Here is a 14,918-nt window from a genome sequence, read left to right as displayed (position 1 = left end):
GTTGATTACCAATCGAGCTTCTCTAAAAATTCATACACATCCTGATGGACGAGGTCACGTTCTTTGTCGAGTGTAATGACATGCCCTGATTCCTCGTACCATTTCAGCTGTTTATCATCAGTTTCCACTTCGTTGTAAATAATATTGGCGCTTTCGGTATTAATCATGTGGTCATGACGGGCCTGCACCACAAATGTCGGTGAATAAATCATATCGACATTATTCCGCACATCAGCAATTAAGTCTTGCAGTGCCTTGAGGGTATTCATCGGCGTTTTTTCGAATTCTTTCATTTCCTCTTCAATTTGCTCCGGGCTTTTCCCCTCAAACTTTTTGTAATTGCGAGCGTATGAAAGAACGCCTTGATACATAACCTCTTCACTCTTAATATGCATCGGTGCGCACATTGGGACAATTCCCTTTATGGGTACAGTGTAACCCAATTTCAGCGAAAAAACCCCGCCAAGCGACAGTCCGCAGGCAGCAATGCTCTCATAGCCTTCAGATTTTAAGTATTCATAGCCATCCATTACGTTTTTCCACCAGTCTTCGGGCCCCGTATGTACAAGTTCTTCAGGCGGGACGCCATGTCCTTCATATTGAGGCGCGTGGCACGTATAGCCGCGTTCATTCAAATATCGTCCCAGCATCCTTACATCCGCTGTATTTCCTGTAAAGCCATGCAGCAAAAGCACCGCTTTGTCTCCGCCTTTAAATGTAAATGGTTTTGGTGTCACAACTTTCATGCTCATGTCTCCCTTTCTATCTGCACGATCATTTTAGTTTTCCACAGTTTAATCAGAAAAAAACGATTTGAATATCATCCAGAAACGTGAAAAAGGCCTGACTTCACATCAGACCTTATACAAACATTGCCCTATAGGATATAAGCAAGCGCAATCGTTAACACGAAAAACAAGACTGCCAGCACTACCGTAATGCGGTGCAAAATTAAATCAAGACCTCTTGCTTTTTGTTTCCCGAAGAGCTGCTCCGCTCCGCCTGAAATCGCACCAGATAATCCGGCGCTTTTACTGGATTGAAGCAAAACGACAATAATAAGTGCAATGCTGACGATAACCAATAAGGTAATCAAAACTGCGTGCATCCCATACACCTCCAGACTCACTGGCTACATTACTTCTATTTTACATGAAAAGGGTTGGCATGTCACGCTGTATCAGACGCCAAAAGGCTGGATAAGACGTTTTATCTTGGTTACCCTATTCATATGAAAAGGTCAAAGGAGAAAAGCGATGCCGCTTATCAGCATAGACAGCAGGAAACATCTTTTTTATGAAGAATATGGACAGGGAATCCCTATCATTTTTATCCACCCGCCGGGCATGGGACGCAAGGTTTTTTATTATCAGCGCCTTCTATCCAAACATTTCAGGGTGATTTTTCCCGATTTAAGCGGCCACGGTGATAGTGATCACATCGATCAGCCAGCGTCTATTTCCTATTACGCAAACGAGATCGCGCAATTCATGGACGCTTTGCACATTGATAAAGCTGTGTTATTCGGGTATTCTGCCGGAGGCTTAATCGCGCAGCATATCGGCTTCACCCGCCCGGACAAAGTGTCACACCTTATTCTGTCCGGCGCCTACCCCGCTGTTCATAACGTAATCGGCCAGAAGCTGCACAAACTGGGAATGTATCTGCTTGAAAAAAACCCCGGTTTGCTCATGAAAATCCTCGCTGGCAGCCACACAAAAGACAGACAGCTTCGCAGCATATTAACAGACCATATGAAAAAAGCAGACCAGGCCCATTGGCATCAGTATTATCTGGATTCGCTTGGCTACAACTGCATTGAACAGCTGCCCCGCCTAGACATGCCAATGCTGTTTATGTATGGAGGCCTGCGGGACTGGACCTTTACAAACGCAGGCTATTACCGAAGAGCGTGCAGACATGCCGAATTTTTCAGATTGGAATATCAGGGACATCAATTGCCGACAAAACAATGGAAAACGTGCAATGAGCTGGTGACAGGGTTTGTGCTGACACAACATTCAAGATAGAAAACGCTTGGATCTCCTTGCGTTTTCTGCATTTCATTGACTTTTGTCAATAAAATCATAGTAAAAAAGATCCTCAAATTTCAAATTAAAATAGTGAAGCATTTTACCGATCACAAGCTGCCCCGGCCGTCTTTCTCCATTCAGCACGCGGCTCAGTGTGGCGGGTGAGACTCCGATTTCCAGCGCAAGCTGATTAAGGGAATAATCGTTATTAACCATATACTGCAAGACATAATCACGTCTAATCTGTATCTTTTCTACTGGCACTTTCCTCACCTTCCATTCCTGAAAAACTTTTTTCTATACTTTTACATTACGGCTTATGTTAACTTTCGTCAATACATTTCCAGTCTACCTATTCCCTTTAGTCAATAAACATACTAAAATATGAGTAACAGTGTGGGACGGGGTGAGATATATGGAAAGCTTTGGCGAACAATTACGGGCATTGCGTGAAGAGAGAAAGTTAACAGTCAACCAGCTGGCGACTTATTCAGGCGTAAGCGCGGCCGGCATCTCCAGAATCGAAAACGGAAAACGGGGCGTTCCCAAACCTGCCACCATCAAAAAACTGGCAGAGGCCTTAAAAATTCCTTATGAGGGACTTATGTACAAGGCTGGTTACATCGAAGAAGTGCATGAAGCCAGGGCCCCTTATGAAACGAAGTGCAAGCTGCTTGAAAAAGCGGAGGCTTATGATCTGAAAAACCTTGCGCTTCTTGAGAACGAAAAGTGGCAATATCTCAATAAAGAAGATTTGCTCATGCTGGATCATTATTTTTCGTTTATTTCAGACGAAGCCAAAAAACGGTCTGCTGATGACTGACTCTTGATAGAAATGTGAGGCGATAGACCATGTCACCGTTCGGACAGCAATTACGGGAGCTGCGCCGCGCCCGCAAACTGACAGTGAATCAGCTTGCGGTGTACTCAGGCATCAGCTCGGCCACCATTTCAAAAATTGAAAACGGCAAACGCGGGACGCCAAAACCCGCCACGATTAAAAAACTGGCAGCCGTCCTGAAAGTGCCGTACGAAAACCTAATGGCCGCCGCAGGCCATATTCAGGCCTTTCCTGAAGAAATCCGCGAAGCATCTGAAAGCTATCAATCCGTTTATGAAATTTACCAGACGGCTGTCACGCGCGGAGCGGAGCACCTCCCGATTTTCAATAGTCAAAAATGGGAACATCTCTCAAAGCAGGATATTGAAAATCTCAGCAAATACTTCGATTTTTTGTCTTCAGAAGCAAAAAAACGCGCCTCTTCCTCATAATCCCCTGTTTCTCTTTCTATATTTTATCAATCACGCTTGCATACCCTCCCTCGTTATTTGCGTTATAATAGTGACAGACGAGGTGAAAAGTATGAACCAATCAGAAATGTGTCCTAGATTTGAAAAAGCAGTCGACATCTTAAGTAAACGCTGGGTCGCTTTAATCGTATTTCAGCTCTTGAACGGGTCGCAGCGATTTAGCGAAATTGAAGCAGCACTTCCAAATCTAAGCGGCAGAGTTCTGTCAGAACGGCTGAAAGAACTTGAGCTTGAAGGAGTAGTGAAGCGGGATGTCATCCCTGAAACTCCGGTTCGCATCGAATATTCATTGACTGATAAAGGAAAGGCACTAGCACCCATATTAGGTGAGATTTCTAAATGGGCGACTGAATGGATTGACCCTTCCTTTCTTGACTAATTGCTAAAACGGTTCTGATCTCAAAGACGAGAAAAGAGCCGTTTTTTATTTTTTCCCAGGTGAGAAAACGATTTCTCAGCCGATATATAGTACATCCACACATTACGTTTTTAAAGGAGACCACTATATGCGACTGACGATTTCCCGCAAATTCAGCCTGGTATTTTTGACACTGATCCTGATCAATTTACTTGTAGGCGGAATAGGCGTTCTTAATATGCAGCATATCATTCAAAAAACAGATGAAATCAACACAAAATGGATTGACGGCATCAAAGAAATCACTTCAATTAATTATGTAACCGAGCACCTGTCTTCTAAAGAAAAGGACTTTCTGATTTATACAGACAAAAGCAAAATGGATACACTTGATCAAGAAATGAATCAAATCATGGAAGTCATTAACCAAAAGCTCGATAACTACGAAAAAACGATCTCCACTGATAAAGAGCAGAAACTGTTCGAGCAGCTTCAAACTGAAGTGAATACCTATATGGATATTCATGCGCAAATTATCGAAAGCGGCCGCACGAATGACATGGACAAAGTAAGAGGTTTATTGGTTCAGACTGAGGCCAGCTTTGAGGATATGAAAAAAACAATCACTCAGCTTGTTGACTTAAATCAAGAAGGCAGCAACACAGCGGTAAAAGAAACGAAGGCCGTCTATCATAAAGGGCTCATTTACACTGCTTTGCTTGTGGCAGCATCAATCCTCATCAGCATTTTCATCTGGCTTTATATCACGCGAAACATTGTAAAGCCTATCATTCGCATGAAGGAATCTGCCAATCATATTGCCGAAGGCGATCTGTCGAACGATATGGAGCCGCTCAACTCAAAAGACGAGCTGGGTGATCTGAATGAAGCGCTGCAAAAAATGGTAGGGAATCTGAGAGATATTGTCGGATATTCTAAAGACATATCAAGCCGGGTTCTTTCTTCTTCACAGGTGCTTGCAACCGCAACGAATGAAACAAGATCCGGCAGCAAACATATTACTGAAACGATGAACGAAATGGCTGAGGGCTCTGAACAGCAGGCCCAAGACGCGGTGACGATTGCCGAATCGATGAATGAGTTCACTGAAAGCATTGATAAAGCCTATAATCACGGCATCACCATCAGCGATACGTCTCAAAACGTTCTCGAACTCGCGGTAAGCGGAAACGAAAATATGGCTACGTCATTACAGCAAATGAAAACCATCCATCATATTGTTGAAGAAGCCGTGCATAAAGTGAGATCACTGGAACAGCATTCTCAGGATATTAACAAGCTCGTTCAAGTCATCAACGGAATTGCCGAGCAAACGAATTTGCTGTCCCTTAACGCCGCGATTGAAGCTGCCCGCGCTGGAGAAAGCGGCAAAGGCTTCGCCGTTGTGGCTGATGAAGTCAGAAAGCTGGCTGACGGCGTTTCTGATTCCGTGCAGGATATTACCCGGATTGTAGGCGGGACACAGCAGGAGATCCACACTGTCATTACGTACTTGGAAAGCAGCTTTACAGAAGTCGAAAAAGGAACGGAAAACCTGACAGACACCGGACAGGCTATGCGGCATATCAAGCAATCCGTCACTCATGTTGCAGACAGCATTAAGGAAGTAACGGATGGCCTGAAGCAGTTAACAAACCAATCGATTACTATCAATCAATCGATTGAAAATATCGCTTCTGTATCCGAAGAGTCGGCCGCCGGCATTGAAGAAACATTTTCAATAACCGAGCAATCCGCCTATTCGATGGATCAAGTGCTTCAAAATGCTGAAGAGCTTGAGCAGCTGGCCAAGGAGCTTAATGAGAAGATGGGTCAGTTTACGATTTAAATAGAAAAAAGAGGCTGGACTCCAGCCTCTTTTTTCTATTCTATGCAGCTGATTGAACGTGTTTCGCCCCGGTTCTTTTTTTCTTCACCGGACTTAATGCCCGCTCCAGCCAGGCCATGAGCAAATCCGCCCCTACCGCCATCACCGCAGTTGGTATCGCTCCGGCTAGAATAATCGCAGTTCCGTTTGTTGCGTTTGAGCCGCGGACAATCATGTCCCCAAGGCCTCCGGCACCGACAAATGTGCCGATCGCTGTAATTCCAATGGCAATGACGAGAGCCGTGCGAAGGCCCGCCATAATGACAGAAAGTGCGAGCGGGAGCTCAACCATTCTGAGCACTTGGAATTTCGTCATGCCCATTGCTTTTCCCGATTCTAAGTAGGCATGTTCAATACTGATAATGCCTGTGTACGTGTTTCGAATAATCGGCAGCAGGGAATACAGAAATAATGATAGAATCACGGTATTTGCGCCGAGCCCCATAACAAGCATTAAGACGGCCAGCATAGCGAGCGCCGGGATTGTTTGAATAACGTTTGTTACGGCAAACACCCAGGCTGACAAACGGCGAAAATGCGCGATGAGGATTCCGGCCGGAACCCCGACGACAGCGGCACACAATACGCCGTAAGCCGACATGAGAAAGTGGCGGCCGAATTCATCCATGACGTAACTGCCATTCTGCGCGTAATACGTCATTAACTGTTCAAGCACGTTCATTGACCTCTTCCCCCTTTCACGATTCGAAATAGCGATGTTTTTCTAAATATTCCTTGGCAACGACAGACGGTTCTTTGAGATTGCCGTCGACTTCATAGTTAAGCTCCTGCATCGTGGCTGTGTCGATTTTTCCGAGCATTTTCTTGATGATGCCTTCAAGCTCAGGATGTTCTTTGAGCACCTTTTCCGGAACAACCGGAGAGCAGTCGTACGGCGGGAAAAATTGTTTATCATCCTTTAGCATTTTGAGACCATAGGACTTGATTCTTCCATCGGTTGAATACGCAAGCACAATGTCCATTTTTCCGCTTTTCACCGCGTCGTACACAAGGCCGATCTGCATCGGATACGTGCCGCCGAATGTCATGCCGTAGGTTTTCGTAAAATCCTGATAGCCGTTTCCTTTGAGCTTCATCCAATAGTTATCAACGCCCAGCTTTAATTGCGGCGCCCATTTTTTAACGTCTGATACGGTCTCTAAATGGTATTGGTCGGCCAGCTCCCTGCTGACTGTAAAGGCATATGTATTATCAAACCCGTAGGAGTTATACCATTTTAAATTGTATCTTTTTTTAAACTCCCGCTGAGTAAGCGCCAGCGCTTTGTCCGGATCTTTTTCAGGTTCCATTCTCAACGTGCCTGTCAGCGCGTCTCCCGTATATCTTGTGGCCGCAATGTCAATTTCCCCGTTCATTAAAGCCTGCTGCTGCACCGCGTTGGAGCCAAGATTTTTAATCGTTGTTGTTTTGAGATCAGTATGGTGTTCGATCAACTGGCCAAGCATGCTGGCGATGATTTCTGATTCGCTCATGCTTTGCGCGCCGATTTTAATGGTCTGGTCTGCAGCAGCGCTGAGACCAGGAAGCGAACAGCCGCTCAGCGTCAGCGTTGCCGCAAGTACTAAACCTATCATTAATTTGAGATATTTTCTTTTCATGAGCCGCCTCCTTATGACAATTCCTTCAATCTCTGCATGCCGGCAGGTGTCAGTTTTCGTTCAGCAACTGCCAGCACATAATCAATCACAATTGCCAATATCGTGACAGGTACCGCGCCCCCGATGATATATTCCGGCTGATATAAATTCAGTCCGATAAAAATGTAATCACCCAATCCGCCGCCTCCGATAAAGGAAGCAAGCGTGGCCCAGCCGATTAAGTAAATCGTCGATGTTCTGATTCCCGCCATGATTACTGGTGCGGCAAGCGGCAGCTCCACCAAGCGGACTTGTTCAGCCGGCGTCATTCCGATTCCTTTACCAGACTCGAGCAGATTTTTGTTGACGCCGCGAATGCCGGTATACGTGTTGCGAAGAATCGGCAATACGGAATAGAAAAACAAAGCCACAATGGCCGGAACCTTCCCTACACCAAGGAGCGGAATAAAAAAAGCGAGGATGGCCAGACTCGGCAGCGTCTGAATGATATTGACAATGCCGATAATGGTGCCGGCTCCTTTTTTCATTCTGGTAAGCACAACTCCGAGGGGGACGGCAACCAGCACACCTAAGATCACAGCAATGAGCGATATCGTAATATGCTCGTATGTTTTATAAAGAAGCTCGCCCCCATTGGTTTGCAAAAATTGAACAATATGATGCATGACTTATCGCCCCTCCCTATGACAATGCTGCGAGCTGCTTTTCTTCTCCCCAGAGGGAGTCATACACGATGTCGACCAGACTTGCCCTCGTCACAATTCCGATCAGGCGTCGGTCTTCATCCACAACGGGAACATATTTGACACCCCGTTTTAAAATTTTGCGGACCGTGTCGCGCAGCAGTGTGCCGCCCAGTACTGTGTATATATCTTCATGTAAAACCTCACCTATGAGATTGGCCTTTTTCCGGCATTGATCAATGATTTCAACATCGACATAGCCTTGCAGAACGTGCTCGTCATCGACGACCAGCAATGAATCGACCCGTTCCTGCCTCATCAGCTGAATGGCCTCAGAAAGCGTTTTATCCGCGGTGATCGTTACAGGCTGTGTGTTCATAATCTGGTCAACCCGTTCAACATCCGGGCTGGATGACTGAATCAGCCGCTCCTTGCCGATAAATTCCTCAACAAATTCGTCTGCCGGATTTCTTAAAATGTCATCGGGCGTTCCAACTTGAACGATTTCTCCCGCTTTTAAAATCACAATCCGGTCTGCCAGCTTAATCGCTTCATCCATATCGTGGGTAACAAATACGATGGTTTTATGTAAGGTTTTTTGCAGTTTTTTAAATTCTTCCTGGAGGGAATCCCTCGTAATCGGGTCGAGTGCCCCAAACGGTTCATCCATTAAGATAAGCGGCGGCTCCGCGGCAAGTGCCCGTAATACACCAATACGCTGCTGCTGCCCCCCGCTTAATTCATGAGGGTAACGGTCTACATATTCAGGCCCCATATCGACCAATTTTAAAAGCTCACGCGCCCGTTCTTTCCGCTGCTGCTCCGGCCATTTCAGCAGTTTTGGGACGAGTGAGATATTCTGCTGAATGGTCATATGGGGAAACAGGCCGATCTGCTGAATCACATAGCCAATTTTGCGCCTGAGCTCTACAGGATCCTGGTCCATGATGTTTTCGCCGTCAATGAAAATCTTTCCGGCGGAAGGCTCAATTAATCGGTTAATCATTTTCATTGTTGTCGTTTTTCCGCAGCCGCTCGGCCCGATAAAGCAGATAAATTCGCCTTTTGCAATCTTAAGATTTACGTTGTTCACAGCTTTTTTGCCGCCCTTGTATGTTTTCGAGACATTTTCTAATGTCAGCAAACATCGCACCTCCAAAATTAAGTTTATTCAATTTGTTCAGTTTTAATTTAATTTTTCAGACAATTGAATGCTTCCCATTATAGAATAAAGTTTATAAAATAAAAAGTTTACAATTTGTTCATATTATTTATGAAGTATGTGTAAACGCTGATTTACCCGCATTGACGTGTGTTGATCTCCTTATTGCTCCAATTTCCTGCCAAATTCTCTTTTGACAGCATTTTCGCCGTATCAAAAATGTGGTATATTGACATCGGAATTGTTAGCTGAAAGGATGAAACCGTTGGAGAAAGATCCGTTAACGATCATTGAACAAGCCGAGGACCATTTTATAGAAAAAATCGCGGAAAACATGCATGCATTTGGAATGCCCTCTACCGTCGGACGTGTGCTGGGCATTATTTATATGAATCGAAAACCGATGACGCTTACGGAATTATCTGAGGCCACCGGCATGAGCAAAACACGCATGAGCCAGGTAGTGCGGGAAATGCTTGATGCCAACATTGCCGAGAAGGTGTTCGAAAAAGGCGTGCGAAAAGATTTATATGAGGTTGAGCAGGACTACTATCAAACATTTATCACGCTGTTTTCTGCCACCTGGAGCAAAGTCGTCAGCAAAAACAAAATGATGCATAAAAAACTCAATCGGGAGCTGCTTAGCGTGTTGGATGAAGAGCTTACTCCTGAAGCGGAAGAAAAAGTGAATGAACTGCTGAAAGAATTAAAGGAATGGCTTGATTATTATAATTGGCTCAGCCGTTTGATTGAGTTTTTTGAGAGCGAAGAAATTTTTAAATATGTGCCGAAGCCGTAAAAAACGCCCTGTCATTACAAGGCGTTTTTTCTTATGCGGCACCTGCCAGATTTTTCTTCTTTCTCTTTTTAATCGGGCTTAATGCTCGTTCAAGCCAGCCCATGACCAAATCGGCAATCACCGCCATCAGAGCTGTGGGGATCGCTCCCGCTAATATAATCGCGGTTCCGTTTGTGGCGTTTGATCCCCTGACGATGATGTCCCCGAGACCGCCTGCACCGACAAATGTCCCGATGGCCGTAATGCCGATGGCAATGACAAGCGCGGTGCGCAGGCCGGCCATTATGACCGAAAGCGCAAGCGGAAGCTCGACCATCCGCAGCACTTGAAATTTTGTCATCCCCATTGCTTTTCCGGATTCAAGATAGGCGTGCTCAATACTGATAATCCCTGTATACGTATTTCTGATAATCGGCAGAAGAGAATACAGAAATAATGACAATATCACCGTATTAGCGCCCAGCCCCATGACAAGCATCAGCACGGCAAGCATGGCGAGAGCCGGGATCGTCTGAATGACGTTCGTGACCGCAAAAACCCATCCGCTTAATCTTCTGTATCTGGCTATCAGGATGCCGAGCGGAATTCCAACAATGGCGGCAAATAAAACGCCGTATACCGACATCAGAAAATGGCGGTAAAACTCCTGCAGCACATAACCGCCGTTTTGCGAATAGTATGTGCCAAGCTGCTGTAGTACTTCCATATGATCCACCTCTTTTCTTAGTCAAAATAATGATGTTTCTCTAAAAATTCCTTTGCTACGACAGACGGCTCCTTCAGCTTGCCATCCACTTCATAATTAAGTTCCTGCATCGTTTCCGTGTCGATTTGCCCAATCAGCTTATTGATCACACCCTCAAGCTCCGGATGCTCCTTAAGCACCTTTTCCGGAATCACCGGTGAACAGTCATACGGCGGGAAGAAACGCTTATCGTCTTTTAAGATTTTCAGATCGTATGCTTTAATCCGTCCATCCGTTGAATAAGCCAAAACGGCGTCCATTTTCCCGTTTTTGACTGCGTCATAGACAAGCCCGATCTGCATCGGATAAGTTGTGCCGAATTCAAAGCCATATGTGCTGACAAAGCCTTTATATCCGTCGCCTTTCCGTTTCAGCCAGGCATTGTCGACGCCTAATTTATATTGGGAGGCATTTTTTTTCAGGTCGGACACGGTGTTAATATGCTCATTTTCCGCAAACTTTTTTGTTACGGTGAAGGCATACGTGTTATCAAAGCCGTAGGAATCAAACCATTTATAAGAAAAGCGCTTTTGAAACTCGTTCTGCACAATGTTCAGCGCTTTTTTCGGATCTTTCTCCGCTTCCTTGCCGAGGGTGCTTGTTAAATCTGTTCCGGAATAGCGCGTGGCTGAAATATCAATGTCACCGCCCAGCATCGCTTGGTGCTGAACATAGTTTGAGCCGAGGTTTTTCACTAAAGCGGTATTCAAATCTGTATCATGTTCAATAAGCTGCGCGATCATATTCGCTAAAATTTCTGATTCTGTCATGCTTTGCGCCCCGATTTTGATCGTGTCGTCAGAAGCGCCGCCGAGACCCGGCAGAGAGCAGCCGCCTAGCAGCATGACAAAGACGAGAGCAAACGCGCCAAGCCATTTGATTTTTGTCATTTTCAACAGTGCCAACTCCTTACGAAACTTCCTTCATCCCTTGCAAGCCTTTCGGCGTCACCTTTCGTTCTGTCACAGCCAGCACATAATCAATAATAATTGCCAGAATTGTGACAGGCACGGCACCGCCAATGATATATTCAGGCTGGTATAGGTTCAGTCCGATAAAAATATAGTCCCCGAGGCCGCCTCCCCCGATAAACGACGCAAGTGTCGCCCAGCCAATTAGATAGATCGTTGATGTGCGGATCCCCGCCATGATGATGGGAATCGCCAGCGGGATTTCAACGAGCCGAATCTGCTCCCAGCCGGTCATGCCAATCCCTTTCCCCGATTCCAGGAGGTTTTTATTTACACCTTTAATGCCGGTATACGTATTGCGCAGGATCGGCAGCACCGAATAGAAAAATAAAGCGACAATCGCAGGCACTTTTCCTACGCCGAGAAGCGGAATAAAAAAGGCTAAAATCGCCAGACTCGGCAGGGTTTGCACAATGTTTACGAAACCGATTACCGCACCTGCGCCTTTTTTCATTCTGGTAAGAGCAACGCCGAGCGGCACTGCAACGATAATGCCCAATACAACGGCTATGAGTGAAATATATAAATGCTCTCCTGTTTTATACAGCAGCTCTCCGCCGTTCGTTTGCAAAAAAGTCATCATTTGATTCATCTTAAAAGAGCTCCTCCCCTGGTCAGATCGTCATGAGCTGGTTTTCCTCGTCGCCCCAAATGGAATCGTATACGATATCAACGAGGCTCGCTCTTGTCACAATCCCTGCTAAATGGTTCTGTTCATCGACCACCGGAACATACTTGATCCCCTGCTTCAAAATTTTTCGGACTGTATCGCGAAGAAGCGCCCCTTTTTGAACGGTATATATATCTGAACGGTATACGTCGCCAACGATGCTCGCTTTTTTGCGGTTTTGATCAATCATTTCCACATCAACATAGCCCTTCAGCACGTTTTGCCGGTCCACAACGAGCAGCGAGTCAACACGTTTTTCTCTCATCAGCTGAATCGCCTGAGAAAGCGTTTTGTCCGCAGATACCGTCACCGGCGTTCTGTTCATCATTTGCTCTACCCGCTCGATATCCGGTCTTGACTGAATCAGGCGCTCTTTCCCGATAAATTCTTCAACAAACTCATTTGCCGGGTTTCGAAGAATCTCATCAGGTGTGCCGACTTGAACGATTTCTCCCGCTTTTAATATCACAATCCTGTCAGCAAGCTTAATCGCTTCATCCATATCGTGGGTTACAAACACAATCGTTTTGTTTAAGGTTCTCTGCAGTTTTTTGAATTCTTCCTGAAGGGAATCACGCGTAATCGGATCAAGCGCTCCGAACGGTTCATCCATTAAAATGAGAGGGGGTTCCGCTGCCAGGGCGCGCAGCACGCCGATTCTCTGCTGCTGTCCGCCGCTGAGCTCATACGGATAACGGTCTAAATACTCCGGGCCCATATCCACAAGCTTTAACAGCTCGCGCGCCCGTTCTTTCCGCTTTTCCTCAGGCCATTTCAGCAGCTTTGGTACGAGTGAGATGTTCTGCTGGATGGTCATATGGGGGAACAAACCAATCTGCTGAATCACATAGCCGATTTTTCTCCTCAGCTCAACCGGGTCCTGTTCCATAATATTTTCTCCGTCGATAAAGATCCTTCCAGACGATGGTTCTATCAGTCTGTTGATCATCTTCATCGTCGTCGTTTTTCCGCAGCCGCTCGGGCCGATAAAACAGATAAATTCACCTTTGGCAATATCTAAATCAATGCTGTTCACAGCTTTTTTGCCGCCTTTATATACTTTTGACACTTGTTCCAATTTCAGCAATCCGTGCACCTCCGCAGGTTTCCTTTAAATTTTCTGAAAAGTATAATCCTTATTATAGTTTGAACTTTGTAAAATAAAAAGTTTATAATGTGTTGAAATTATATGTTATTTATAGATTATTTATTGTTATGACCGAGACGGAAAGGGTGTTCTTACAATTACGCCGGATACCTCCCACTTCCTCTGCATTCAGCTATTTTCAACACCAGGAAGAAATATGATATATTGACACCATCAATTGCCATTTGAAGGGATGATCAGCTGTGAAAAAAACCGCTCTCGACATCATTGAACATGCTGAAGAGCATCTCATTGAGAAGATTGCCGAAAATATGCATACGTTTGGAATGCCTTCAACTGTCGGACGTGTGCTCGGAATTATTTATATGAATCGAAAACCGATGACCTTAAGCGAGCTCTCTGAGGCAACGGGCATGAGCAAAACACGGATGAGCCAGGTTGTCCGGGAAATGATCGATGCCAATATCGCCGAAAAGGTGTTTGAAAAAGGCGTACGAAAAGACCTTTATGACGTCGAGCAGGATTATTATCAAACCTTCATTTCTTTATTTGCGGCGAATTGGACAAAGGTCGTGAGCAAAAACAAAGTGCTGTATAAAAAATTAAACCGGGAACTGAGTGATCTTTTACAAAGGGACGGGCTTACCCCGGAAGCGGAAGAGAAAGTCAATCAGCTGCTGAATGAATTAAAAGAATGGCTTCATTACTATGATTGGCTGAGCAGGTTGATTGAATTTTTTGAGAGTGAGGAAGTCTTTCGGTACGTGCCAAAAACAAAAGAAAGCAGCTCTCTAAAATAAGGAGCTGCTTTTTGCATCATGAGGTTAAGATCGGAAACATGCCTTTCAGCCCCGCACCAATCATCCCGACCGCAACCACGGCTAAGATTAATCCCATCAGTCTGGTAATCACATTCATCTCAGTTTTTCCGAGTTTGCTGCTGATAAAAGCAGAATAGTGGAAAAAGAGAAAGGTCAGGGCAATAACGGCGGCTATGCCGATCATGACAGCCGCATAATGACCAATGCCGCTATGTCCGGCGGAAAGGCTCATCACTGTTGCAATCGTTCCGGGCCCAGCAATGATCGGAATGGATAAAGGTGTGACTGATATATCCGCTTTTTCCTTGCTTTCCTTATGTTCATCATGGTGAAGAGATTGCACATGGGATTCTTTCGCATTCAATAGATTATAGGCAATGCCGAAAATGAATATGCCGCCCGCCACTCGTAGCGCGTGAATGTTGATATCAAACAGTTTAAAGATAAGATGACCGAAAAACAAAAAAGCTGCGAGAATAAAAAAGGATAAAATAGCTGCCTTCCGGGCAATCGCTTTTCTTTCCGCTGCAGTATAGCCTTCTGTCAGCGTCAGAAATATCGGTACGTTTCCGATCGGATTCGATACTGCGAATAAAGAAATGAGAACGTGAACGATGAATGAGAACATCATATACCTCCTTGTTGGTATTGTCTGCACAGAAAATAGAATTATTCTTCCCCCTTTTACGCGGAGGTGATTTCCCGGTAAACCTTTATAGCCTGTCAGAAACGCGCCATGCTACAATGAAG

Annotated in this window: 19 protein-coding genes; 7 read left to right on the top strand and 12 right to left on the bottom strand. The window is 45.3% G+C overall.

The features are described 5' to 3' along the window. Positions 1-5: 5 nt before the first annotated feature. Both PUN35_RS19145 and secG read right to left on the bottom strand, forming a co-directional pair. The gene (locus PUN35_RS19145; protein ID WP_003242610.1) at positions 6-746 is read right to left on the bottom strand and encodes an alpha/beta hydrolase; all 741 of its coding nucleotides are present in this window, start codon (positions 744-746) and stop codon (positions 6-8) included. A 131-nt stretch (positions 747-877) separates the two neighbouring features. Further along, positions 878-1,108, bottom strand: a complete 231-nt coding sequence (gene secG / locus PUN35_RS19140) for a preprotein translocase subunit SecG (protein ID WP_003220028.1) — start codon at positions 1,106-1,108, stop codon at positions 878-880. 148 nt (positions 1,109-1,256) lie between these two features. Between secG and PUN35_RS19135 the strand changes: the two genes are divergently transcribed. Continuing rightward, a complete protein-coding gene (locus PUN35_RS19135; RefSeq protein WP_014480904.1) occupies positions 1,257-2,030 on the top strand; it encodes an alpha/beta fold hydrolase in 774 nt (257 codons plus the stop codon). Between the two features lie 33 nt (positions 2,031-2,063). Here PUN35_RS19135 and PUN35_RS19130 read toward each other — a convergent pair whose 3' ends face one another. Next, positions 2,064-2,297: a helix-turn-helix domain-containing protein gene (locus tag PUN35_RS19130; RefSeq protein WP_003220031.1), complete on the bottom strand. Its 234-nt coding sequence runs from the start codon at positions 2,295-2,297 to the stop codon at positions 2,064-2,066. Positions 2,298-2,448: 151 nt separating this feature from the next. On the opposite strand from PUN35_RS19130, the gene rghR reads away from it, so the two are divergent. The 4 genes from rghR to PUN35_RS19110 all read left to right on the top strand — a co-directional run bounded on the left by rghR (position 2,449) and on the right by PUN35_RS19110 (position 5,551). Beyond that, positions 2,449-2,856 carry a transcriptional repressor RghR gene (gene rghR, locus PUN35_RS19125; protein ID WP_003220034.1) on the top strand — a complete coding sequence of 136 codons (408 nt, stop codon included), beginning with the start codon at positions 2,449-2,451 and terminating at the stop codon, positions 2,854-2,856. 29 nt (positions 2,857-2,885) lie between these two features. Next, entirely contained in the window at positions 2,886-3,305 is a 420-nt protein-coding gene (locus PUN35_RS19120) for a helix-turn-helix domain-containing protein (protein ID WP_014480905.1), read from the top strand. A 91-nt stretch (positions 3,306-3,396) separates the two neighbouring features. Continuing rightward, the gene (gene catR / locus PUN35_RS19115; protein WP_003242888.1) at positions 3,397-3,723 is read left to right on the top strand and encodes a catDE operon transcriptional regulator CatR; all 327 of its coding nucleotides are present in this window, start codon (positions 3,397-3,399) and stop codon (positions 3,721-3,723) included. Between the two features lie 127 nt (positions 3,724-3,850). Next, on the top strand, positions 3,851-5,551 hold the full coding sequence (locus PUN35_RS19110) for a methyl-accepting chemotaxis protein (protein WP_014480906.1): 1,701 nt from the start codon (positions 3,851-3,853) through the stop codon (positions 5,549-5,551). A gap of 40 nt (positions 5,552-5,591) precedes the next feature. On the opposite strand, the gene opuBD is transcribed toward PUN35_RS19110, so the two are convergent. The 4 genes from opuBD to opuBA are packed head-to-tail and all read right to left on the bottom strand — an operon-like array spanning position 5,592 to position 9,036. Continuing rightward, on the bottom strand, positions 5,592-6,272 hold the full coding sequence (opuBD, locus tag PUN35_RS19105; RefSeq protein WP_014480907.1) for a choline ABC transporter permease OpuBD: 681 nt from the start codon (positions 6,270-6,272) through the stop codon (positions 5,592-5,594). 16 nt (positions 6,273-6,288) lie between these two features. Further along, positions 6,289-7,209, bottom strand: a complete 921-nt coding sequence (opuBC, locus tag PUN35_RS19100; RefSeq protein ID WP_014480908.1) for a choline ABC transporter substrate-binding lipoprotein OpuBC — start codon at positions 7,207-7,209, stop codon at positions 6,289-6,291. An 11-nt stretch (positions 7,210-7,220) separates the two neighbouring features. After that, a complete protein-coding gene (opuBB, locus tag PUN35_RS19095) occupies positions 7,221-7,874 on the bottom strand; it encodes a choline ABC transporter permease OpuBB (protein ID WP_003228370.1) in 654 nt (217 codons plus the stop codon). Between the two features lie 16 nt (positions 7,875-7,890). Further along, the gene (gene opuBA / locus PUN35_RS19090; RefSeq protein WP_014480909.1) at positions 7,891-9,036 is read right to left on the bottom strand and encodes a choline ABC transporter ATP-binding protein OpuBA; all 1,146 of its coding nucleotides are present in this window, start codon (positions 9,034-9,036) and stop codon (positions 7,891-7,893) included. A gap of 283 nt (positions 9,037-9,319) precedes the next feature. Here opuBA and PUN35_RS19085 point away from each other — a divergent pair, with 283 nt between their 5' ends. After that, positions 9,320-9,853: a GbsR/MarR family transcriptional regulator gene (locus PUN35_RS19085; RefSeq protein ID WP_014480910.1), complete on the top strand. Its 534-nt coding sequence runs from the start codon at positions 9,320-9,322 to the stop codon at positions 9,851-9,853. A 31-nt stretch (positions 9,854-9,884) separates the two neighbouring features. Here PUN35_RS19085 and opuCD read toward each other — a convergent pair whose 3' ends face one another. From opuCD to opuCA, 4 genes are read right to left on the bottom strand one after another with little or no spacing between them, the layout of a single operon-like run. Continuing rightward, the gene (gene opuCD / locus PUN35_RS19080; protein ID WP_014478003.1) at positions 9,885-10,559 is read right to left on the bottom strand and encodes a glycine betaine/carnitine/choline/choline sulfate ABC transporter permease OpuCD; all 675 of its coding nucleotides are present in this window, start codon (positions 10,557-10,559) and stop codon (positions 9,885-9,887) included. A gap of 17 nt (positions 10,560-10,576) precedes the next feature. Then, the gene (opuCC, locus tag PUN35_RS19075; protein WP_031600963.1) at positions 10,577-11,488 is read right to left on the bottom strand and encodes an osmoprotectant ABC transporter substrate-binding lipoprotein OpuCC; all 912 of its coding nucleotides are present in this window, start codon (positions 11,486-11,488) and stop codon (positions 10,577-10,579) included. A gap of 19 nt (positions 11,489-11,507) precedes the next feature. Beyond that, positions 11,508-12,161: a glycine betaine/carnitine/choline/choline sulfate ABC transporter permease OpuCB gene (gene opuCB, locus PUN35_RS19070; RefSeq protein WP_003228349.1), complete on the bottom strand. Its 654-nt coding sequence runs from the start codon at positions 12,159-12,161 to the stop codon at positions 11,508-11,510. 22 nt (positions 12,162-12,183) lie between these two features. Beyond that, positions 12,184-13,326, bottom strand: coding sequence for an osmoprotectant ABC transporter ATP-binding protein OpuCA (gene opuCA / locus PUN35_RS19065; protein ID WP_014480912.1), 1,143 nt, complete (start codon positions 13,324-13,326; stop codon positions 12,184-12,186). Positions 13,327-13,589: 263 nt separating this feature from the next. On the opposite strand from opuCA, the gene opcR reads away from it, so the two are divergent. Continuing rightward, the gene (gene opcR / locus PUN35_RS19060) at positions 13,590-14,147 is read left to right on the top strand and encodes an opuC operon transcriptional regulator OpcR (protein ID WP_003228345.1); all 558 of its coding nucleotides are present in this window, start codon (positions 13,590-13,592) and stop codon (positions 14,145-14,147) included. A 16-nt stretch (positions 14,148-14,163) separates the two neighbouring features. Here opcR and PUN35_RS19055 read toward each other — a convergent pair whose 3' ends face one another. Next, positions 14,164-14,799 (bottom strand): NAAT family transporter, encoded by a 636-nt coding sequence (locus PUN35_RS19055; RefSeq protein WP_031600965.1) that lies wholly within the window; start codon positions 14,797-14,799, stop codon positions 14,164-14,166. Between the last annotated feature and the right edge of the window lie 119 nt (positions 14,800-14,918).

The organism is Bacillus sp. N3378-2at, assembly GCF_033412715.1.
Taxonomy (GTDB): Bacteria; Bacillota; Bacilli; order Bacillales; family Bacillaceae; genus Bacillus; species Bacillus subtilis.
Note: the sequence above shows the minus strand (reverse complement) of the source record. Positions and strands in the feature narration are given on the sequence as shown.